Origin of the sequence: Streptomyces sp. NP160 (assembly GCF_006335115.1) — a bacterium.
Taxonomy (GTDB): Bacteria; Actinomycetota; Actinomycetes; order Actinomycetales; family Quadrisphaeraceae; genus Quadrisphaera.
In genome coordinates, this window is sequence record NZ_VDMJ01000020.1 from 159,131 (window position 1) to 177,840 (window position 18,710).

The window sequence follows — 18,710 nt, forward strand, 5'->3', positions numbered from 1 at the left end:
GCGCCGCGGTAGCTCAGCCGGTCAGAGCAGGGGACTCATAATCCCTGGGTCGTGGGTTCGAGCCCCACCCGCGGCACTGGTACCAGTGCAGCTCAGAGGCCATGCGGCTCGTCACCCGCACCGTTCACTGGACGCTGCAGTCCGTATGTGGTCCGCATGTGGTCCGCACCTGCTCCGAGGACTCGTCTCCGGTCGGCCCGCGTCGCCACGGCCTGCGGTCACCCCGCGCGACGCCCCTGCCCCATCGCGGAGGTCGCTCAGAGGTCACCGTGACCGCCCTCTGGTCGGACTCGGCGGGACGGTCAGCGCGGGGAGCCGAGCTCAGGCCGGTTCGCGCGACAGCCGACCAGCAGCTGCGACGCCGAGCCCGAACACGACCGTGCCGGGGATGACCCCGTAGCCCTCCGCCGGCAGAGCGGGGGAGACCAGGAGTCCGGTCGTCATGCCCACCAGCGCGATGCTCACCAGCGGCGGAAGCAGGCGTCGACGCAGCGCCACGGCGGCCAGCAGCACCGGCCCGAGGAGGGTGGCGATCCCCGCGACCGAGGAGAAGCCGACGGCCGCCTCCTCGAAGGCGTGGTACCCCTCGTGCCCCATCAGCGGCCGAACGTAGGCCTCGGCCACCGAGCTCACCGGCACGAGCACCATCCCCACCCACGTGACGGCGAGTCCGACGAGTCCGGTGCGCGAGGAGCGGAACCGGTGGGCGAGCACGCCCAACCCGGCCGCGATGAACAGCGCCCCGGCCGCGAACGTCACCCCGACGACAGAGCCACCGTCGTGGCTCGGACGCCTCCCGCGCCTTCCACGTCACCGGCCGAGACCTCATCCGCCGCCATCACGACCGGCCCGGCTGTCGGGCATCCGCCCACCGCGGACGTCCCGCTGTCCGGGTCCACCCTCCGTCGTGTGACCCAGGTCACACCAACTCGTCCGTGACGTTTCCGGACCTCCTGACTCCTACCTGGTGTCGCGCACTCCGGGCACCCCGGAGGACGACGCAGAGCCCACCAGGACCGGTCCCCGCGGCCGGCAGAGGGAAGGACGGAAACCCATGTCCCAGACCACCACCAGCACCGCCGTCGCCTCGACCAAGACGGGTGCGCTCACCACCCCCCAGGGCAGCACCACGATCGCTGACACCGTCGTGTCGAAGATCGCCGGTATCGCCGCCCGCGAGGTCAACGGCGTCTACAACCTCGGCGGCGGCGCCTCCCGCGCCATCGGCGCCCTGCGCGAGCGCATCCCCGGCGCCACCACCAACCACTCCCAGGGCATCTCGGTCGAGGTCGGCGAGAAGCAGGCCGCCGTCGACATCGACCTGATCGCCGAGTACGGCGTCTCCATCGCCGACCTGGCCTCCGGCGTGCGACGCAACGTCATCGCCTCCGTGGAGCGCATGACCGGGCTGCAGGTCACCGAGGTCAACATCGAGGTGGCCGACGTCCACATCCCGTCCGAGGACGACGAGGACGACGAGCCGGCCAAGCCCGCCCGCGTCCAGTGAGCTCCTCGACCTCTACGACGCCCGCACCGGTGCCGGCCACCCCGGCACCGGGCGGCGGGGCGACCGGCGCGGAGGCCGAGGTCGCCGCGGTCGACGCGGTGGTCGCGACGGTGCTCGGCGTCCCGGGCGTCGCCGGCCTGAGCGCCGGCCCCGCCGGCTCGGCGGCCACGCTGCTGCCCGGACGGCGCATCGACGGCGTGGCCCTGCGGCCCGCCGGCACCGAGGTGCACGTCGCGGTGACCTACGGCGTCGACGTGCGCGCCACCGCGCGGGCCGTGCACGACGCGGTCGCCGGGCTCGGGAGCACCGTCCCCCAGCCCGTGAACGTCCACGTCGAGGACGTGCTCGCGCGCTGAGCCGTGGACGGGCGGGCGGGGCGCTGCGGCGCCCCGCCCGCCCGTCGTGCTCGTGCACCTCGGGACCCGCACCGCGTCGTGCGGGAGACGGTCACCGCTCGTCGCGCAGCAGTCCCATGATCACCACGTCCTCGTAGGCGCCACGGACCCAGGCGTGCTCGCGCCGCCGACCTTCCTCCACGAAGCCGACCTTGGCGTACGCGCGCAGCGCACCGGCGTTGGACGCGACGGCCTGCAGGTGGATGCGGCGCAGGTTGCGGCGGGTGAAGCCGAAGTCGACCAGCTGCCGCAGCGCCTCGGTGCCGACGCCGCGCCCGCGGAAGCCCTCCGCCAGGCTGATCCCGGCCTCGGCGTGCCGTGCCAGGGCGTCGAAGGCGAAGAGGGTCGCGCTGCCGGCCGGCTGCCCGTCGACGTCGACGACGAAGAAGACGTCGTCGCGGTAGCTGGTCGCCGCAGCGGTGGCCTGCGCCTCGTAGCGCTGGCGCGGCACAGGGCCGGGTGCGCCCGGGTCCCTCTCCTCCCAGGTCTCCAGGTCGGAGGCGATGCTGTACAGCACGTCGAGGTCTGCCGGGGTGCGCGCTCGGAGGGTGACGGTCGGGGCCTCGGGCACGGCTGCACGCTACCCACCGCCCCTGCCAGCGGCAGATCGGGCGAGGGGTCGGGGAGCGACCAGCCCGGGCGGCACCACCGCGGGGCGGAGCGCCGGGCCCTCGGCTCACGGTGGGCCTGCTGCTCCTGCCCGGCTAGGGTCCGGCGCCATGACGGCGACCGTCCTCGACCCCTCCCCCGTGGCCGCGGCCTTCCGCGACCAGGTCCGCAGCGACGTGCAGCGCCTGGCCGCGCGGGGTCGGTCCCTGCGCGTGGTCGGCCTGATCAGCCAGGAGAAGGGCCCGGCGGCCACGTACGCCCGGTACGCGCGCCGGGGCTTCGAGGACGTCGGCATCGACTTCGACCTGCGGCTCACCACCGCGTCGGAGGCCGGTGCCGCCCTCGCCGCCGCCAACACCGACCCGGACGTCGACGGGGTGTTCCTCTACTACCCGCTGACGGACCGGGTCGGTGACCGGTGGCTGCGCGAGCTGGTCGACCCCCGCAAGGACGTCGAGGGCATGCACTCCTTCTGGGGCCGCCTGCTCTACGAGAACACCCGCTTCGTGGACCCGGAGCGGACGGTCCGCGCGATCCTGCCGTGCACCCCGCTGGCGGTGCTGAAGCTGCTCGAGGCGGCGGGCCTGCACAGCGACCGCGAGAGCGCCCCGCTGGAGGGCGTCACCGCGTGCGTCATCAACCGCAGCGACGTGGTGGGGCGCCCCCTGGCGGCGATGCTGGCCAACGACGGCGCGCGCGTGCACTCCCTGGACCTGACGGGGTCGTTGACCTTCGAGCCGGCCGTCGGCCGCCACGCGCACGACGTGCGGGCCTCGGACATCGACCGCAGGGCGGCGCTCGCCGCAGCCGACGTGGTCATCTCGGCGGTGCCCTCCCGGGACTTCGAGCTGGTCCGCGCCGACGAGCTGAAGGACGGCGCGATCTGCGTGGACGTCGCGGAGTTCACCAACTTCGACCCCTCCGTGCAGGAGCGCGCCCGGGTGTTCGTGCCACGGGTCGGTCCGCTGACCATCGCCATGGCGGCGCGCAACCTCGTGCGGCTGGCGTCCGCCCGGCAGCCGTCGGCGTAGGGCAGCCGCGGGACAAGCCATCCGCAAGCGGGCAGGTGGAGCCTGGGCTCGTGCTCATCGACACCGCCACCCCGGCCGACGCCGCGCGCGTCGCCGCCCTCATCCGCACCAGCAAGGGGGTGGCGATGCCGTGGCTCGCCGTCGTCCACACGCCCGAGGAGGACCGCGGGTGGGTGGCGTCGGTGCTGCTCGTGCAGCACGCCGTCTCCGTGGTGCGGCACGACGACGACGTCGTGGGCGTGCTCGCCACGAGCTCGGGGTGGGTGGACCAGCTGTACGTGCACCCCGACCACCAGGGCCGCGGCCTGGGCCGGGCGCTGCTCGACCGCGCCAAGGCCGCCAGCGGCGGTGACCTGCAGCTGTGGACCTTCGCCCGCAACGCGCGCGCCCGCGTGTTCTACGAGCGCGCCGGCTTCTCGGCCGAGGAGCAGACTGACGGCTCGACCAACGAGGAGCACGAGCCGGACGTGCGCTACCGCTGGCGCCGAACGCCCCGGCTAGCGTGACGGCGTCAGCGACGACGACGCGTGGGACGGGGTGCGGCACGGTGGCGGAGCACGCAGAGCAGGCAGTGCAGGCAGAGCGGTCGCTGGCCGTCTGGAGCACCCTCGACGACCCGCGGGTCCTGCGGCTGCTGCTCGCGGCCCGTCCTGGCTGGGTGGTGCTGGACGCCCAGCACGGCGCCTGGACCGAGCGCACCCTCACCGACGTCCTCCTCACCCTCGAGACGGACGTGCCGGTGTGGGTCCGCCTCGGCGACGACCGCGCCAGAGGCATCGGGCGCGCGCTCGACGCCGGTGCCTCCGGCGTCGTCGTCCCCCTGGTCGAGTCGGTGGAGCAGGCGGCCGCCGCTGCCGCCGCCTGCCGCTACCCGCCCACGGGCCGCCGCAGCTTCGGGCCGATGCAGGGCCTGGTCGGCCGCACCGCCCCGGGCACCGCGGAGGCCGACGCCGCCGTGCGGTGCGCGGTGATGGTGGAGACCGCGGCGGGCCTGGAGCGGGTCAGCGACATCGCTGCCGTGCCCGGCGTCGACGCGGTGTTCGTGGGCCCCAACGACCTGTCGCTCTCGCTCGGCACGACGCTGGACGCGCTGCTCGCCGACGACGACGAGGGCGCACCGCTGCCGGCCGTGGTCGCTGCGTGCCGCGCCGCGGGGGTGCGCGCCGGCGCCTACGGCGGCGACGCGACCCGCGGGCGGCGGCTGCTCGAGCTCGGCTTCACCGACGTGGTGGTGGCCACGGACACCGGGCTGCTCAGCGCCGCCGCTGCCGCGGCCGTGCGGTGAGGGCGGTCAGGTGAAGTAGAGGAGCCGCGACGCCGGGACGCGGGCCGCCAGCTCGCGCTCGAACCAGCTGCGGACGTCGGCCATCGTCTCCTTGCCGTACACGTGCTTGACCGAGCCGTACCTGCCGCGCTTGGTGGTGCGCTGCTCCGGGTCCATCTCCAGCTTCGTGGCGGGGTACCAGCCGAGCAGCACCTCGCGGCTCTTCGGCGTGAAGCGGTGCGTGATCACCTCGGCGGTGAGGTCGAGCTCGGGCACGTCCGCCGTCGCGGCGGCGACGTCGTCGAGGAGGGCCCCGTAGGCCTCCTGCCAGCCGGGCGCGGGGATGACCGGGGCGATGGTCAGGCCCACCGGGTAGCCGGCGAGCGCCAGGCGGCGCAGGGCGCCGAGCCGCTCGCGCACCCGCGCGGTGCCGCCCTCGAAGCGCTCGCCGCCGCTCGGTCCGGCGCTGTTGACGCTGAAGCGGACCCGGGTGCGGCGGCCGTGGGGCAGGTCGAGCAGCGGCGTGACGTCGTCGAACTTGGTGGTGAACCGCAGGCCCACCGGTGCGGCCCAGTCGTGGGTCCCGACGTGGGTGATGGTGGCGGCCAGCGAGCCGGTGAGGTGCTCGATGCCGAGGGGGTCGGTGTAGCAGGAGGCCTCGAAGGTGGTGCCCTCGCCGTGGCGGGCGCTGGTGCCGGTGGTGACCGCGCCCCGGCCGACGTGGCTGTCCATGGAGGAGAGCACCTCGGGCAGGTCGGCGTAGACGCGGGTGACCGGAGGGCCGGCCAGCGACCCGGCGAGGTAGCAGTACTGGCAGTGCGCGGGGCAGCCCGTGGCGAGGTCGAGGCGCCAGTCGGCGCTGGGCGGGATCGGGACGAGCGTGCGCGCGGACGGCGGTGAGGTGACCACGGCGAGGGTCGACTTGGCGAGGGCGTAGGTGGCGCGCTCGTCCTCGCCGCGCAGCGGCGGCAGGCGGTCCGCGCGCAGCAGCCGGACGTCCTGCACGCCCGCCGCCTGCACGCGCTCGACGATGCGCCGACCGTGCGGGGTGGCGGCTGCGGAGGCGGTGACCAGCACCCGCTTCGGCAGCCACCGCTTGGGTGCACGGGCCCCGACCACGGCGACCGGGTCGGCGCTGCTGGCCTGCGGCTGCGGGGTGAGGTGCGGTGCGGCGGAAGGGTCGGGCTCGCGCGTCGGAGTCATCACCTGGTCCAACACCGCCGCGGTGGCCGGCGTTCCGGGGCGGAGCCGGTGGCGGTGCAGCGTCCCCCGACCGGGAGCCGCTGATGGGGCGCCACCGCGCGCTCGGCCGTCTGCGCTGGTCGGTCCGGGTCAAGGCCCCGCAGATCATGACCGATGCGGGCGGGGTGCTGAACTCCGTCGGATCCCGCCTGGGCGCTGCCTTCACCGCGCTGACCGCCCTCACGATGGTCTGCGGCGGCACCGGAATGTGGGCGCTGCACCAGGAGCAGGAGCGCACGCGGGCGCTCGCCGTCCTCCAGGCGACCGCTCGCGAGGCGGAGCGGATCGAGTACTTCAACACCGACGTCTCCGGCTGGCAGGCCTACGTCTACGCGCAGGCCGTCACCGAGGGGGCGGCGTCGCTGCAGACCAGCACCTACAACGTGGACGGCCTGGCCGCCTCGCGCAAGGACGGCGACGCGCTGCTCGCCGGCTTCGCGGCCGGTGGCCTCGCGCCGCGCGAGCAGGCGGCGCTGGACCGGGTCCGCCAGCTGTGGACGGAGTACTTCCGGCAGACGGACCAGCTGCTGGAGCTCACCCGCACCGGCACTCCGGAGTCCAGCCAGCAGGCCTACGAGGTGCTCAACGGCCCCCTCGACAGCAGCTGGCAGGAGCTCAACGAGGCCACCGGAGAGCTGGTGGAGCTGGTCGACGCGCGCGCCGCGGCCGCCCACGAGGCCGCTGACGCGGCCATCGCGCGGCTGCAGCTGGTCCTGCTCGCCACCACGGTCCTCGCCGTCGCCCTGGCGGCGGTGACCGCGCCCCGGGTGACGCGGTCCATCACCACCCGGCTCTCCGACGTGGTCGGCGTGGTCCGGGGCCTGGCCGAGGGCCGCCTCGACCAGCGGGCCCGCACCGGGCGGCAGGACGAGCTCGGCGTGCTCGCGAGCGCCACCAACGAGTCGCTGGAGACCTTCTCCGCACTGGTGCGGGGCCTGACCTCCGACGCCCGCAGCCTCAGCACCTCCGTCTCCGGGCTGCGCACCTCCGCCGCGCAGCTCTCGCAGGAGGCGACGACGACGTCGGCCACCACCGCCGAGGTGGCCGGCACCACCGACCGGATCAGCACCGACATCGCGACCGTCGCGGCGGCCGGCGAGCAGATGACCGCGGCCATCCAGTCGATCTCGGAGTCGACCCTGTCGGCCTCGCAGGTGGCGGCCGACGCCGTGCAGGCCGCGGACGCCGCCCAGGCGACCCTCGAGCGGCTCGGCGCCTCCAGCCGCGAGATCGGCGAGGTGGTCGCGCTCATCACCAGCATCGCCGCCCAGACCAACCTGCTCGCCCTCAACGCCACCATCGAGGCCGCCCGGGCCGGGGAGGCCGGCAAGGGCTTCGCGGTGGTGGCCGGCGAGGTCAAGGAGCTGGCCCGCCAGACCGCCCGGGCCACCGAGCACATCACGGCCAAGGTCAGCGCCACGCAGGTGGACGCCGAGGCTGCGAGCACGGCGCTGCACGGCATCGGCCAGGTCATCAGCCGCATCGACGCGCTGCAGGGCACCATCGCCGCCGCGGTGGAGGAGCAGGCCGCCACCACCGCGGAGATGGTCCGCACGGTCTCCGCCGTGGCCCGGGGCAGTGAGCAGATCGCGCGCACGGTGTCCGAGGTGGCCTCCACCGCCCACGAGACCACGCGCACCGCGGCCAGCACGGAGTCCGTCACCACCGAGGTCGCCACCGTCGCGGCGTCGCTGGAGCGGGCGGTGGCCACCTTCCGCCTCTGAGCCACCCGCGCACGCAGCAGCGACCACGGCTCACGGCGCGGCCGCCCGCCGTCGTCGTCCCCGCGTGCGACCCTGGTGGGGCGCGCAGCCGCGCGCACTCCGCCGAGAGGGGCGGGCACCATGGCTCCCGAGGGACCAGCACGCGACGACCGCTCCGCCCGGGAGCAGCAGCGCCGCCGGCACGACGAGACCTTCGAACGGCGGTCCCTGGAGGCCGTGCAGCGGCGGCGCGCCGCGGTGGACCTCTGGCGCCACCAGCGCGACGCGGAGGAGCGCGACCGGCGCGAGGTCGAGCGACGGCGAGCCGCCGACCGGCTGGTCCACGACGAGCAGGTCCGCCTGCGCCACGAGGCCGAGGACGAGGAGCGCCGCCGGCGCCGCGCGCTGGACCAGGCGCTGCGCCGCGAGCGCGTGGTGGCGCACCTGGTGCGCTCCGACCCGGCGCGCCAGGACGAGCTGCTGCGGGCCCACGACGACGTCGAGCACGCGCGGGCGGGCTGGCAGCAGGCCGACGACGTCCGCAGGCAGTGGCCCTCGCGCTGGCCCTGGTGAACGGGCCTGAGCCGGCGAGCGCGCAGCGGGGTGTCTGCTCTTCGGGAGGTGTTCATGGACGGTCGCTGCAAGGCTCCGACGATGGACAGCGCACTCCTCGGTGCCGCGGATGCGCACGGACCCGCCCAGGGGGCCGCCGGCACCTCTGACGACCTGGCCCAGCACCTGGCCGACCTGGCCGGCTCCCTGCAGGCGGACCCGTCCCACCAGGCGGTGCTCGACCGGACCGCCGCAGCGGCGGTGGAGCTGGTGCCGAGCGCCCAGCACGCCGGTGTCTGCCTGCTGCGCGCCCGGCACCGGGTGTCGCCGGCCGCCAGCACGTCCGAGCTGGTGCTGGAGCTCGACGAGCTGCAGGCCCAGACGGGCCAGGGACCGTGCTGGGACGCAGCGCTGCACGGCGCGGTCACGCACGTGGCGGACCTGGCCGCCGAGGCCGACCGCTGGCCCGACCTCGCCGCACGGGCGCGGGCGCTGGGCAGCCTCAGCGTGCTGTGCGTGCACCTGCGCGCCGGCAGCACCTCCCTGGGCGCGCTGAAGCTGCTCAGCGAGACCCCGGCGGCCTTCGACACCCGCGCCGTGCAGGCGCTGGCCCTGCTGGCCGTCCACGCCGGCCGGGCCGTCGCCGACGCCCACCAGCTCGAGAACCTGCGGGTCGGCCTGGCCAACCGCGACGTCATCGGGCAGGCCAAGGGCATCCTCATGGAGCGCCACCGCATCACCGCCGACCAGGCCTTCGGTCTGCTCGCCACCGCCAGCCAGCACACCAACCGCAAGCTGCACGAGGTGGCGGCCGAGCTGGCGGCCACCGGAGAGCTCCCCCTGCGCTGACCCTGCGATGACCCTGCGCGCCCTGCCCCTCGCGCACCGGTCCCCCACCGGTCCGGGGGGAGCCCGCCGGAGCCCGGTCGGCTGAGGTTCCGGTCGCCGTGTGCGGCGTGCGGTGTGACGCTGATCTTGCCGGGCGGCGACCCGCCGTCCGCCAGCCCTCGTCGGCACCTCGTCGACAGACCCCCAGGAGACGCCGTGCCCTTCCTCCTCGCCACCAGCCTCCGCCGCTGGCTGCTGCTCTCCGTCGCCGTGCCCGTCGGCGCGGCGGTGGCCCGCAAGGTCGCCCGCGGCATCGAGGCGCGCCGCGGCCCCAGCGTCGTCACGAAGGGCCTCACCAGGGCCGCGGACGCCGCCCAGCGCACGAAGCGGGGCCGCAAGGGCCGCTGATCCCCCCGGGGGACCGGGCCGCGGCCGAGCCGCGGTGTCGTCGGCGGGTCCGGGAGGCGTCCCCTACGGTGGAGACGTGTCCGACGCTGCGGCCGCCCCACCTCCCGCGCCCGGCGGAGGCGGAGGTGGCACCCCCGACGGTGCCGCCTCCGCAGGACCCGACGAGGACACGCTCCTCGCGGAGCAGCAGCGGGTGAGGCGTCTGGCGTCGGAGCTCCGCGACCGGGCCGGCACGAGCACCGACCCCGCCGAGAGGTCGCGGCTGGCCTCCGACCGGGACGCCCTCGCCGACCGGCTCGACGCCCTGGCGGACGAGTTCGACTCCGCGGCGGAGCGTCGCGACCGCGCCGCCGAGGCCCGTGACACCAAGGCGCTGCTGCGGGACCGCACCGCCGCCGACCGGGCCGCCGCGCAGGGGGTCCCGGACGTCGGTGCCCTGGACCGCCATCACGCCGCGGTGGCCCGCGACTGGGCCGCCAGCGACCGGTACGAGGCGCGCACCGACCGGCGCCGTGCTGCGCAGTCGCGGCACGAGGCAGCCGTGGAGCGACGCGCGTCAGCGACGCAGCGTGAGCTCCCGGCCACGCAGGATCACGACGAGACGGACTGACGGTCCACCTCAGCCCCCGGAGGCGGCGCCCGCCCGAGGGCGCGTGCGCCCCGAGGGGTGGAGCGCGCGGGTGGCCCCTAATCTCGAGGGGTGGATCCCGCGTCGACCGTCCTCGACGCCATCCCGAGCTCCATCGCAGCCGCCCGCTCGATGGTCCGCGACCGCTGCAGAGCAGCGGGTGCTTCGGCCCTGTCGAGCGACCTGGCCGTGCTCCTCACGAGCGAGGTCGTGACCAACGCCGTGCTGCACGCCGCCAGCCGGGCGCGCCTGAGCGTGGTCGCCACCGGCGAGTGGATCCAGGTGGAGGTCGGTGACGACAGCACCGAGCTGCCGCAGGTGCTCCGCCTGCGGCGGGGGTCCCCCCACGGGCGCGGCATGGCGCTCCTGGAGGACCTCGCCGACTCCTGGGGCGTGCGGGAGGAGCCCGGCGGCAAGGTCGTGTGGTTCACCCTCGCCAGCGACCGGCAGCCGTGACCGGCCCCGCGACCGCGGCCGACCTCCACGACCTGCTCCGCCTGTGGTCGGACACGTTCCCCGAGCTGATCCCGCCCGAGCTCTCCACCGCGGTCGCCGAGGGGCGCGTCGTGGCCCTGCGCGGTCCGTCGGGTCTCGTCGGCGCCGCGGTGTGCGGTCCGGCCGGCGAGGACCCGCGCGAGCGGCTGCTGACCGTGGTGGCTGGCGCTGCCGACGCCTGGCTCGAGGCGGAGGCCGCCGCCACGGGCGGTCCTCTCGGTCGCGGCGTGGACCGCTGGCACGTCACCGTCCGTGAGGACTCCGCCCTCGTCGTCGCCGGGCTGCAGCGGGCGGGCTACGCGGTGACGGGCCGCTCCTGGGGTGCGCAGCTGGACGCGGAGGACGTCGACGTCGACGCCGCCCACCGCCGGGTCGAGGCCGCAGCGGCTTGCGGCTTCGTGCTGCGCCAGCTCGGCTCCGGCGACGCTGCTGCCGCCCACCGGCTCGTGCAGGAGTGCCGGGCCGACTTCCCCGCCTCGCCGGCGACGCCCGCACCCGACCTCGGCCTGGACGAGGTGACCGGGTTCGCGGCCGGTCCGGGGCGCGCCGCCTTCGGCGTCACGGCTCCCGCGGCGCAGGGACGCCGGCTCGTGGCCGTCACGCTGCTCGAGGTCGACGACGACGGGCGCTCCGCCGACACCGAGCTCACCGCCGTGGCTGCCGACCACCGGGGGCGTGGCCTGGCGACGGCGCTGAAGGCGCTCGCCGTCGTCGTCCTGCTCTCACGGGGCGTGCGCACCTTCCGCACCGGCGGCGCCGCGGTGGCCGAGGCGTCCCTGCGCGCAAACCGCGCGCTCGGGTACCGCCTGGAGCCGCAGTGGCTGACCTGGACCCGCGCGGTGGGCCCAGCGCCCTGAGCGGCGCCAGGGTGGCTGCTGGCGGCGTCAGGCCTCGACGGAGACGTCGGTGAGGGGCTTGGAGCAGCACAGCAGCACCTTGCCCATCGTGACCTCGCGCGGCCGGATGCCGCCCTGGTGCTGCATGTCCACCTCGCCGTCCACGAGGGTGGTCTTGCAGGTGCCGCAGACGCCCTCGCTGCACGAGGACGGCGGGGTCAGACCCGCGCGGAACGCCGCCTGGAGGATCGTCTCGTCGCGGCCGCAGCGGATGGCGCAGCCGCTGCGGGTGAACTGCACCGCGAAGCCCTCCTCCGCCTCGGCCGGGGCGTCCGCGCCACCGCCGAGGTCGGCCGAGGCGTCGGCGACGCGCTCGACGGCCTCGGCGTCCAGGGAGCCCTCGACCGCCGTGCCGGTGGCGTCCTCGAGGTCGAGCCGCTCGAAGCTGAACGTCTCCTGGTGGTACCTCGCGGCCGGCAGGCCCGCGGCCAGGAGGGCGGTGCGCGCCGCGTCCATGTAGGGCGGCGGCCCGCAGACGAAGACCTCGCGGTCGGCGCAGTCCGGCACGGCCGCCGTCAGGAGCGCTCCGTCGAGCTTGCCGACGAGCCCGGACCAGCCCGGCTCGTCACCGGTGCTGGCGACGACGTGCTCGACCCGCAGCCACGGGTGCAGGGCCACGAGCGCCTCGAGCTCCCGGCGGAAGATGATGTCGGCCGGCGTGCGGGCGCTGTGGACGAAGACGACGTCGGCGTCCCGGCCCAGGTCGGCCAGGGTGCGCGTCATCGACATGAGCGGGGTGATGCCGCTGCCCGCGGACAGGAACAGGTACTTCGCCGACGGGTGGCGGCTGGTGCTGAAGACCCCCAGCGGCGGCTGCACGCGCAGCGCGGTGCCGGGCCGCACGGTGTCGTGCAGCCACGGCGAGACGACGCCGCCGGGCTTGCGCTTGACCGTGATCGACAGCGCGTGGGGCCGGGTGGGCGGGGAGGAGACGGTGTAGGAGCGCAGCACCTCGGTCCCGTCGACGTCGAGGCGCAGGGTGATGAACTGCCCCGGCTCGAAGTGGAAGAGGTGCCCGTCCGGCGAGGCGAAGGTGAACGTCTTGACGTCGTGGGTGACGTCGAGCACCGCCTGGCAGACGAGCAGGGACTCGTCCTCGTCGTCCCCCCAGGTGCGCAGTCCCGCCGGGTGCGGCGGTGCGTGGGGGGCGAGCGCGGTGGTGGTCGTCATGCGGTGGCCTCCACGCCCAGGTGCTCGCGCAGGCGGGTGACGTACCAGTTCACGAAGCCCTCGACCTGGTCCTCCACCATCGAGTACGGCCCGGGGACGTAGCTGGGGTCGGTGCAGCCGACCTGCGTGTTCGTCACGAGCACGCGGTCCTGGTCGTTGGTGGCGTTCCACACCGCGCACAGGGACTCGAGGTCGTAGTCGACCCCCTCCTCCGCGTCCGGGTGCACCAGCCAGGTGGTGCGCAGCACGCTGGTGGTGGGCGAGGTGGGCATCACCGAGAAGACGACGGCGTGGTCCCCCAGGAAGTGGAACCAGCTGTTGGGCTGCATGTGCAGCGACAGGTCGCCGAAGGCGGCGTCCTTGATCTCGCCGATGAGCTTGGAGCACACCGCGGCACCGCCGGCGGCGAACGACTTGCCCTCTCCGTCCAGCGGCAGGTGCGTCAGCTGGAAGCCGACGACGCGGGTGTCGAGCTGCATGTGGTCCTGCAGCGGCGTGCCCTGGGCGGCGCGCTTCTCGGCCAGCGCCTCGGCGGCCTTGGTGTACCTGGCGAAGAGGGGCTTGAGACGGGGGGTGATGTCCTCCTCGTCGTAGGCGAAGATCGGGAAGTAGGCGCTGATGAGCTCGGGGTGGCCGTCGCAGTGGTAGCACTCGCGGTTGTTCTCCATGACGAGCTTCCAGTTGCCCGCCTCGGGCAGGTCCACCTGGCGGGCGACCTTGGCCTTGTCGAGCTGGTACGGCAGCAGGTGCGGCTCGAGGATCTCCGCGACCTCGTCGAAGTCGTCCGGAGCGTCCTGCGCGAGGCAGATGAAGACCAGGCCGGCGAGGTTGCGCACGTGCACCGTGCGCAGCGAGAAGCAGGTCTTGTCGAACGTCGGCGGCTGGGACTCCGCGTGCAGCAGCGAGCCGTCCAGCGCGTAGGTCCAGCGGTGGTACGGGCAGACGATGTTGCCGACGAAGCCCTTGTCCTCCAGCAGGCGCGAGCCCCGGTGGCGGCAGACGTTGTGGAAGGCGGCGATCTGGTCGTCGTCGTCGCGGACGACGATGACGGACGCCCTGCCGATGTCCACCGTGACGAAGTCGCCGGCCTCGGGGATCTCGGCGGCGGCGGCCACGAAGACCCAGTTCCTGCTGAAGATCACGTCGACGTCGAGGTCGTAGACCTCCTGGCTCGTGTAGAAGCCGCCCTCGAGGCTGTACCCCTTCTTCCGGCGCGCCACGAGCTCGGCCGCTGAGGCCCCGGGAGCCGGCGGGCCCCCCGGGGTGCTGACCCGGGTGCTGGCCGAGGCGCTGGTGGAGGCCGGCGGCGTGAGCTGGGTGGTCATGGGCTTCCCTTCGAACCTGGCGAGATCGGTGACGGGTGGCGCGCCGCGTCGTCGGCTCCGTCACCGGACGATGCGTTTCATCAGACGAAACTGTTTCACTGCTGGGTGGTCGAGATCCTTCGCCCGGCCCAGAACGCTGTCAAGGGGGGTGCGCAGCATCCCCTCGGTGCGCCCGGCGCGGCGGTCGGCGCGGCGTGTCGTCCTACTGTTCCGGGGTGCGGAACGACGAGAGCGCCTCCGGCGCCGCCCCCGGGCCTGCGCGCGCCGGCACGGTGCAGTCGGTCGACCGGGCCGTCTCGCTGCTGCAGGCCCTGGCCACCCGCGGCCCGTCCACGCTGACGGAGCTGGCCGGCAGCGTCAGCGTGCACAAGGCGACGGCCTTCCGGCTGCTCGCGACGCTGGAGGCACGGGGACTGGTGCTGCAGGAGGGCGACCGCGGGCGCTACCGCCTCGGACCCTCCGCCGCACAGCTGGCCGCGGGCGCCGCGGGTGCTCACGACGTCGCGGTCCTGTGCCGCCCGCTGTGCGTGGAGCTGGCCCAGGCGGTGGGCGACACCGTGAACCTCGTGGTCAGCGACGGCACCCAGATCACCACGGTGGACCAGGCCGCCGGCGGCTCCATCGTGGCGAGCACCGACTACGTGGGCAGGCGGGGCCCCCTGCACGCCACGGCCGCCGGGAAGGTCTTCCTGGCCCGGTGGCCGCAGCGACGGGTCGAGCAGCTCTGCGAACAGGGGCTCGAGCGCTTCACCGAGCACACGCTGGTGGACCGCGGCCCCCTCCTCGCCGACCTGGAGGAGGTCCGCCGCCGCGGCTGGGCGGTGGCCCGGGAGGAGCACGAGGCCGGACTGGTGGTGGTGGGCGCCCCGGTGCTCGGGGCCGACGGGACGGTCGTGGCCGCGCTCACCGCAGGCGGCCCGACGTACCGGATGACGCCGCAGGTGGTCCCCTCGGTCGCCGACCAGGTGCTCGCCACCGCGGCGCGGGCGTCCTGGCGCCTCGGCGCCGTCAAGCCCGGCTGAGCGGGTGGCCCGCTCCCGGACCACCGGCCCAGCCGCCGCGCCCGCAGACCCGCCGCGGAGCGGGCTCAGTCGCTGACGCCGACCTTGCGCGCCCCAGGCCGGTCCGCGTCCTCCTCGGACGAGGGGGCCGTGGGCGCCTCCACCAGCGACGGCGACGCACCGGCCCTCCCCGGCGCCTGGGCGGCGCGCGACGGGGGCACCGCGAGCATGCGGCCCGTGATGGCGGACATCGGGGCCGTGTCGCCGCGCAGGTCCTTCAGGAGGGCCCAGCACAGCAGCACCATGACCACGAGGAACGGCGTGGCGGCGATGATCGTGAGGTTCTGGAGCGCCTGCAGGCCACCGGCGTAGAGCAGCACGATCGCCACCACCCCGGTCAGGCCTCCCCAGGCTGCGGTGAGCCAGCGGTGGGGCTCGTCGTCGCCGTTGCTCGACAGCGACGCCATGACGATGCTGGCGGCGTCGGCACCGGAGACGAAGAAGATCGCGACCAGCAGGACCACCAGCAGCGACGTCACGCCCGACCAGGGGAACAGCGCCAGGAGGTTGAACATCTGGGCGGTCTGGTCGTCGTCGGCCAGCACGTCGAGGGCGCCGGTCAGCTGGGCGTTGATGGCGGTGCCGCCGAAGACCGAGAACCAGATCAGGCTCACGAGCGTGGGGATGAGCATGACGCCGACGACGAACTCGCGGATGGTGCGGCCGCGGGAGATCTTGGCGAGGAACGCGCCCACGAAGGGCGTCCACGACATCCACCAGGCCCAGTAGAAGATCGTCCAGCCAGACAGCCACTCCTGCCCGCCGAAGACGCCGGTGCGCAGGGACATGTGCGGGAGGGCGGCGAGGTAGTTGCCGGCGGCGTTCGGCGCCATGTCGAGGATGAAGACCGTCGGGCCCACCACGAAGAGGAAGAGCAGCAGGAGACCGGCCAGCACCATGTTGGTGTTGGACAGGATCTTCACGCCGCGCTCGATGCCGGACACGGCGCTGATGACGAAGCACGCCGTGAGCACGGCGATGATCACCACCTGCACGCCGGTGCCGGAGGCGACGCCGAACACGTGCGACAGCCCGCCGTTCATCTGCGCCGCGCCCAGGCCGAGGCTGACGGCGGAGCCGAAGACGGTGGCGAAGATGGCGAGCACGTCGATCGCCTTGGCGGCGCCGCGGCCGCGGGGTCCCCGCAGCAGCGGGGCGAAGGCCGCCGAGAAGCCGCCGGGGCGGCCCTTGCGGTAGCTGGAGTAGGCCAGCGCCAGGCCGACCACGGCGTAGATGGCCCACGGGTGCAGGCCCCAGTGGAAGAGCGTGTACTGCATGGCCTCGTCGGCGGCGGCCGGCGTGCCCGCGGTGACGTCGCCCTCGGGGGGCGTCATGAGGTGGGTGACCGGCTCGGTGACGCCGTAGAACATGAGGCCGATCCCCATGCCGGCGGAGAACATCATGGCGACCCACGAGGCGCGGCTGAACTGGGGCCGCTCGTCGTCGGCACCCAGCCGGATCCTGCCGGCGCGGCTGAACGCCAGCACCAGCGCCAGGGCCACGAACCCGGTGGCGCTGACGGCGAAGGCCCAGCCCAGGTTGCCGGTGATCCAGGACAGGACGGCGCCGCTGGTCTCGGCCAGCTGCTCGGGCGCGGCGATCCCGACGGCGCACAGGGCGACGACGACGACGGCCGAGACGGCCAGCACGGGCTTGTCGAGGGGCGGCCTGCGGTGATCGGGAGGGGCTCCGGTCTCGAGCGACATGGCGTGGTCCTCTCACGACAGGCCCCCGGGGGCCTGGTCCGGGTGGAGCGGGTCGTTGCACCCTAGGAGCGGCTCGGTCAGCACTGCGCCGTGTGACCTAGATGTAACACTCTTTCTGATGTATCAGTCGTGGTCAAGACCTGGCCCGCCCCACCCGTCGCCCTGCGGGGCCCCGCCGCCTCGGCGGCCGGACCCCGCGGAGCTCGTCGACCCGGTGCGAGGCCGGCGGTCAGGCCCCCTCGCCCGCACTGGCGGCGTGGCTGGTCAGCACGCCGGAGCGGTGCCGCAGCCGGAGGCGGTAGTAGAGCGCCCCGCCTCCCACGACCACCACGATGAACAGCACCGCCCCGTACTGCAGGTACCAGTGGAAGGGCGCGGAGGCGTTGTAGACCTCCTGGCGCGGCCACAGCAGGTTGACCATCATCGCCACGCCCCACAGGACGGCGAGCACGTTGACCGGCAGGCCCCAGCGGCCGAGCGTGAACGGCGCCGGGCTGCCGTCGGGCAGCGGCCGGGGCCAGCGGCCCCTGAGGCGGGCGACCAGCAGCGACACGGTGACCACGAGGTAGGCCAGGTAGATCATGCCGACGGCCAGGCTGGTGATGACCGTGAAGATCTGCGGCTGACCCACGTTCACCACGAGGACGACGATCGCCAGCACGCCGACGACGACGGCCGGCAGCACCGGCGTCTTGAACCGCGGGCTGATGTGCGCGAGCTTCTCGGCGAACGGCAGGTTGTTGTCGCGCGCCATCGCGAAGGCCATCCGGACGGTGGCGGTGTGCACCGCCAGGGAGCAGACCAGCACCGCGACGACCACGCACACGAGGAACGGCACGCCGAACCCGCTGCCCACGGTCGAGAGCACCAGGTGCTGCAGACCGCCGGACGCGGACCCGATCAGCGGGTCGTCCAGGTCGGGCGCCGACATGAGCGCCAGGAGCAGGATCAGGCCGCCCAGCACGAAGGAGGCGACCACGGCGCGCAGCACGGCGCGGGGCGCGGTGCGGCGGGGGTCCTTGGTCTCCTCGCCGAGGGAGCTGGCGGTGTCGAAGCCGTACATGACGTAGCCGGAGGCCAGCGCCGCCACGAGGAAGGCGCCGAAGTAGCCGCCGGGGTGGTCCACGCCGATGCCCCGGGTGTCCAGGACGACGTCGGGCCCGCGCTTCACGTGCACCGCGAGGAGGACGATGATCGCCACGGCGGCGATGAGCTCGATGAACACGCCGGTGGAGTTGATGCGCGACATCAGCTTCACGCCGAAGGCGTTGACCACGGTGGTGAAGACCACGACGACCCCGCCGAGGATGACGGCGTTGAGGGCGTAGGAGACGGGGTCGTCGGCGGAGCCCACGAGCTGGAAGCCCGACCACAGCTGCGGCAGCGTGAGCTGGAACGCCAGCACCACCGCGGAGAGGGTCACGACCGAGGCCACGAGCATGGTCCAGCCCGCGATCCACGCCACGGTCGGCGAGGCCAGCTGCTTGGTCCAGTTGTACAGCGAGCCCGCGACGGCGAAGCGGCTCGAGAGCTCGGCGAAGACGAGCGCCACGAGCAGCTGGCCGACGAACACCAGCGGCCAGGACCACAGGTAGGCCGGTCCGGCGGTGCCGTAGCCGAAGTAGAAGAGCTGGAACGTGCCCGTGAGGATCGAGATGTAGCTGACGCCGGCGGCGAAGCTGGCGAAGGAGCCGATGCTGCGCTCGAGCTTGGGGGCGTAGCCGTACTCGTCGAGGCCGTGGCTGTCGGCACCGGCAGCGCTGCTGCCGCTCGCCGGGGGCCGGGGGGTGGGGACGGAGGTGCGTTCTCCTCGTGCGGTGCTCACCGGGACCTCCTGGGGTCCGTCGGCGCCGGCGCGTCCTGCGCCGGCGCGGCTGGGTGGGTGGGTGG

General features: G+C 74.4%; 20 protein-coding genes and 1 tRNA gene. 14 read left to right on the top strand and 7 right to left on the bottom strand.

Annotation, left to right across the window (positions count from 1 at the left end):
- Positions 1 to 2: 2 nt before the first annotated feature.
- Positions 3 to 76 (top strand) — tRNA-Ile (locus tag FHN55_RS11805).
- A gap of 245 nt (positions 77 to 321) precedes the next feature.
- Here the strand turns inward: FHN55_RS11805 and FHN55_RS11810 are convergent.
- A complete protein-coding gene (locus FHN55_RS11810; protein WP_139712486.1) occupies positions 322 to 759 on the bottom strand; it encodes a hypothetical protein in 438 nt (145 codons plus the stop codon).
- A 295-nt stretch (positions 760 to 1,054) separates the two neighbouring features.
- On the opposite strand from FHN55_RS11810, the gene FHN55_RS11815 reads away from it, so the two are divergent.
- On the top strand, positions 1,055 to 1,507 hold the full coding sequence (locus tag FHN55_RS11815) for an Asp23/Gls24 family envelope stress response protein (protein WP_139712487.1): 453 nt from the start codon (positions 1,055 to 1,057) through the stop codon (positions 1,505 to 1,507).
- Between the two features lie 29 nt (positions 1,508 to 1,536).
- Positions 1,537 to 1,863 (top strand): Asp23/Gls24 family envelope stress response protein, encoded by a 327-nt coding sequence (locus FHN55_RS11820; RefSeq protein ID WP_139712488.1) that lies wholly within the window; start codon positions 1,537 to 1,539, stop codon positions 1,861 to 1,863.
- Between the two features lie 91 nt (positions 1,864 to 1,954).
- On the opposite strand, the gene FHN55_RS11825 is transcribed toward FHN55_RS11820, so the two are convergent.
- A complete protein-coding gene (locus tag FHN55_RS11825) occupies positions 1,955 to 2,473 on the bottom strand; it encodes a GNAT family N-acetyltransferase (RefSeq protein ID WP_139712489.1) in 519 nt (172 codons plus the stop codon).
- Positions 2,474 to 2,621: 148 nt separating this feature from the next.
- Here FHN55_RS11825 and FHN55_RS11830 point away from each other — a divergent pair, with 148 nt between their 5' ends.
- From FHN55_RS11830 to FHN55_RS11840, 3 genes are read left to right on the top strand one after another with little or no spacing between them, the layout of a single operon-like run.
- Positions 2,622 to 3,542 carry a bifunctional methylenetetrahydrofolate dehydrogenase/methenyltetrahydrofolate cyclohydrolase gene (locus tag FHN55_RS11830; RefSeq protein WP_180357792.1) on the top strand — a complete coding sequence of 307 codons (921 nt, stop codon included), beginning with the start codon at positions 2,622 to 2,624 and terminating at the stop codon, positions 3,540 to 3,542.
- A 50-nt stretch (positions 3,543 to 3,592) separates the two neighbouring features.
- Positions 3,593 to 4,048, top strand: coding sequence for a GNAT family N-acetyltransferase (locus FHN55_RS11835; protein ID WP_218974594.1), 456 nt, complete (start codon positions 3,593 to 3,595; stop codon positions 4,046 to 4,048).
- A gap of 41 nt (positions 4,049 to 4,089) precedes the next feature.
- A complete protein-coding gene (locus FHN55_RS11840) occupies positions 4,090 to 4,827 on the top strand; it encodes an HpcH/HpaI aldolase/citrate lyase family protein (RefSeq protein WP_180357793.1) in 738 nt (245 codons plus the stop codon).
- A 6-nt stretch (positions 4,828 to 4,833) separates the two neighbouring features.
- On the opposite strand, the gene FHN55_RS11845 is transcribed toward FHN55_RS11840, so the two are convergent.
- Positions 4,834 to 6,009 (bottom strand): radical SAM protein, encoded by a 1,176-nt coding sequence (locus FHN55_RS11845; protein WP_218974595.1) that lies wholly within the window; start codon positions 6,007 to 6,009, stop codon positions 4,834 to 4,836.
- Positions 6,010 to 6,092: 83 nt separating this feature from the next.
- On the opposite strand from FHN55_RS11845, the gene FHN55_RS11850 reads away from it, so the two are divergent.
- From FHN55_RS11850 to FHN55_RS11880, 7 genes are all read left to right on the top strand, one after another.
- Positions 6,093 to 7,772 carry a methyl-accepting chemotaxis protein gene (locus tag FHN55_RS11850; RefSeq protein ID WP_139712492.1) on the top strand — a complete coding sequence of 560 codons (1,680 nt, stop codon included), beginning with the start codon at positions 6,093 to 6,095 and terminating at the stop codon, positions 7,770 to 7,772.
- A gap of 120 nt (positions 7,773 to 7,892) precedes the next feature.
- The gene (locus tag FHN55_RS11855; RefSeq protein WP_139712493.1) at positions 7,893 to 8,324 is read left to right on the top strand and encodes a hypothetical protein; all 432 of its coding nucleotides are present in this window, start codon (positions 7,893 to 7,895) and stop codon (positions 8,322 to 8,324) included.
- A gap of 81 nt (positions 8,325 to 8,405) precedes the next feature.
- Positions 8,406 to 9,152, top strand: coding sequence for a GAF and ANTAR domain-containing protein (locus tag FHN55_RS11860; RefSeq protein ID WP_180357794.1), 747 nt, complete (start codon positions 8,406 to 8,408; stop codon positions 9,150 to 9,152).
- 195 nt (positions 9,153 to 9,347) lie between these two features.
- A complete protein-coding gene (locus FHN55_RS11865; RefSeq protein WP_139712495.1) occupies positions 9,348 to 9,539 on the top strand; it encodes a hypothetical protein in 192 nt (63 codons plus the stop codon).
- Between the two features lie 76 nt (positions 9,540 to 9,615).
- A complete protein-coding gene (locus FHN55_RS11870; protein ID WP_139712496.1) occupies positions 9,616 to 10,149 on the top strand; it encodes a hypothetical protein in 534 nt (177 codons plus the stop codon).
- Positions 10,150 to 10,239: 90 nt separating this feature from the next.
- The gene (locus FHN55_RS11875) at positions 10,240 to 10,623 is read left to right on the top strand and encodes an ATP-binding protein (protein ID WP_139712497.1); all 384 of its coding nucleotides are present in this window, start codon (positions 10,240 to 10,242) and stop codon (positions 10,621 to 10,623) included.
- Positions 10,620 to 11,519, top strand: coding sequence for a GNAT family N-acetyltransferase (locus FHN55_RS11880; protein ID WP_139712498.1), 900 nt, complete (start codon positions 10,620 to 10,622; stop codon positions 11,517 to 11,519). Before FHN55_RS11875 ends, FHN55_RS11880 begins: the two co-directional genes overlap by 4 nt.
- Before the next feature lie 27 nt (positions 11,520 to 11,546).
- On the opposite strand, the gene FHN55_RS11885 is transcribed toward FHN55_RS11880, so the two are convergent.
- Positions 11,547 to 12,728, bottom strand: coding sequence for a hybrid-cluster NAD(P)-dependent oxidoreductase (locus FHN55_RS11885; protein ID WP_139712499.1), 1,182 nt, complete (start codon positions 12,726 to 12,728; stop codon positions 11,547 to 11,549).
- The gene (locus FHN55_RS11890; RefSeq protein ID WP_139712500.1) at positions 12,725 to 14,053 is read right to left on the bottom strand and encodes an aromatic ring-hydroxylating dioxygenase subunit alpha; all 1,329 of its coding nucleotides are present in this window, start codon (positions 14,051 to 14,053) and stop codon (positions 12,725 to 12,727) included. The genes FHN55_RS11885 and FHN55_RS11890 overlap by 4 nt, the downstream gene beginning before the upstream one ends.
- 215 nt (positions 14,054 to 14,268) lie before the next feature.
- Here FHN55_RS11890 and FHN55_RS11895 point away from each other — a divergent pair, with 215 nt between their 5' ends.
- The gene (locus tag FHN55_RS11895; protein ID WP_257570909.1) at positions 14,269 to 15,075 is read left to right on the top strand and encodes an IclR family transcriptional regulator; all 807 of its coding nucleotides are present in this window, start codon (positions 14,269 to 14,271) and stop codon (positions 15,073 to 15,075) included.
- 65 nt (positions 15,076 to 15,140) lie between these two features.
- On the opposite strand, the gene FHN55_RS11900 is transcribed toward FHN55_RS11895, so the two are convergent.
- Together FHN55_RS11900 and FHN55_RS11905 are read right to left on the bottom strand one after the other, a co-directional pair.
- On the bottom strand, positions 15,141 to 16,820 hold the full coding sequence (locus FHN55_RS11900) for a BCCT family transporter (protein WP_180357795.1): 1,680 nt from the start codon (positions 16,818 to 16,820) through the stop codon (positions 15,141 to 15,143).
- Positions 16,821 to 17,049: 229 nt separating this feature from the next.
- On the bottom strand, positions 17,050 to 18,645 hold the full coding sequence (locus FHN55_RS11905) for an APC family permease (protein ID WP_139712501.1): 1,596 nt from the start codon (positions 18,643 to 18,645) through the stop codon (positions 17,050 to 17,052).
- Between the last annotated feature and the right edge of the window lie 65 nt (positions 18,646 to 18,710).

Bases quoted from the DNA above. Each gene is read 5' to 3' on its own strand.
- FHN55_RS11815 (WP_139712487.1), top strand. From the start codon at position 1,055: ATGTCCCAGACCACCACCAGCACCGCCGTCGCCTCGACCAAGACGGGT.
- FHN55_RS11830 (WP_180357792.1), top strand. From the start codon at position 2,622: ATGACGGCGACCGTCCTCGACCCCTCCCCCGTGGCCGCGGCCTTCCGC.
- FHN55_RS11845 (WP_218974595.1), bottom strand. From the start codon at position 6,009: ATGACTCCGACGCGCGAGCCCGACCCTTCCGCCGCACCGCACCTCACC.
- FHN55_RS11850 (WP_139712492.1), top strand. From the start codon at position 6,093: ATGGGGCGCCACCGCGCGCTCGGCCGTCTGCGCTGGTCGGTCCGGGTC.
- FHN55_RS11855 (WP_139712493.1), top strand. From the start codon at position 7,893: ATGGCTCCCGAGGGACCAGCACGCGACGACCGCTCCGCCCGGGAGCAG.
- FHN55_RS11860 (WP_180357794.1), top strand. From the start codon at position 8,406: ATGGACAGCGCACTCCTCGGTGCCGCGGATGCGCACGGACCCGCCCAG.
- FHN55_RS11885 (WP_139712499.1), bottom strand. From the start codon at position 12,728: ATGACGACCACCACCGCGCTCGCCCCCCACGCACCGCCGCACCCGGCG.
- FHN55_RS11890 (WP_139712500.1), bottom strand. From the start codon at position 14,053: ATGACCACCCAGCTCACGCCGCCGGCCTCCACCAGCGCCTCGGCCAGC.
- FHN55_RS11900 (WP_180357795.1), bottom strand. From the start codon at position 16,820: ATGTCGCTCGAGACCGGAGCCCCTCCCGATCACCGCAGGCCGCCCCTC.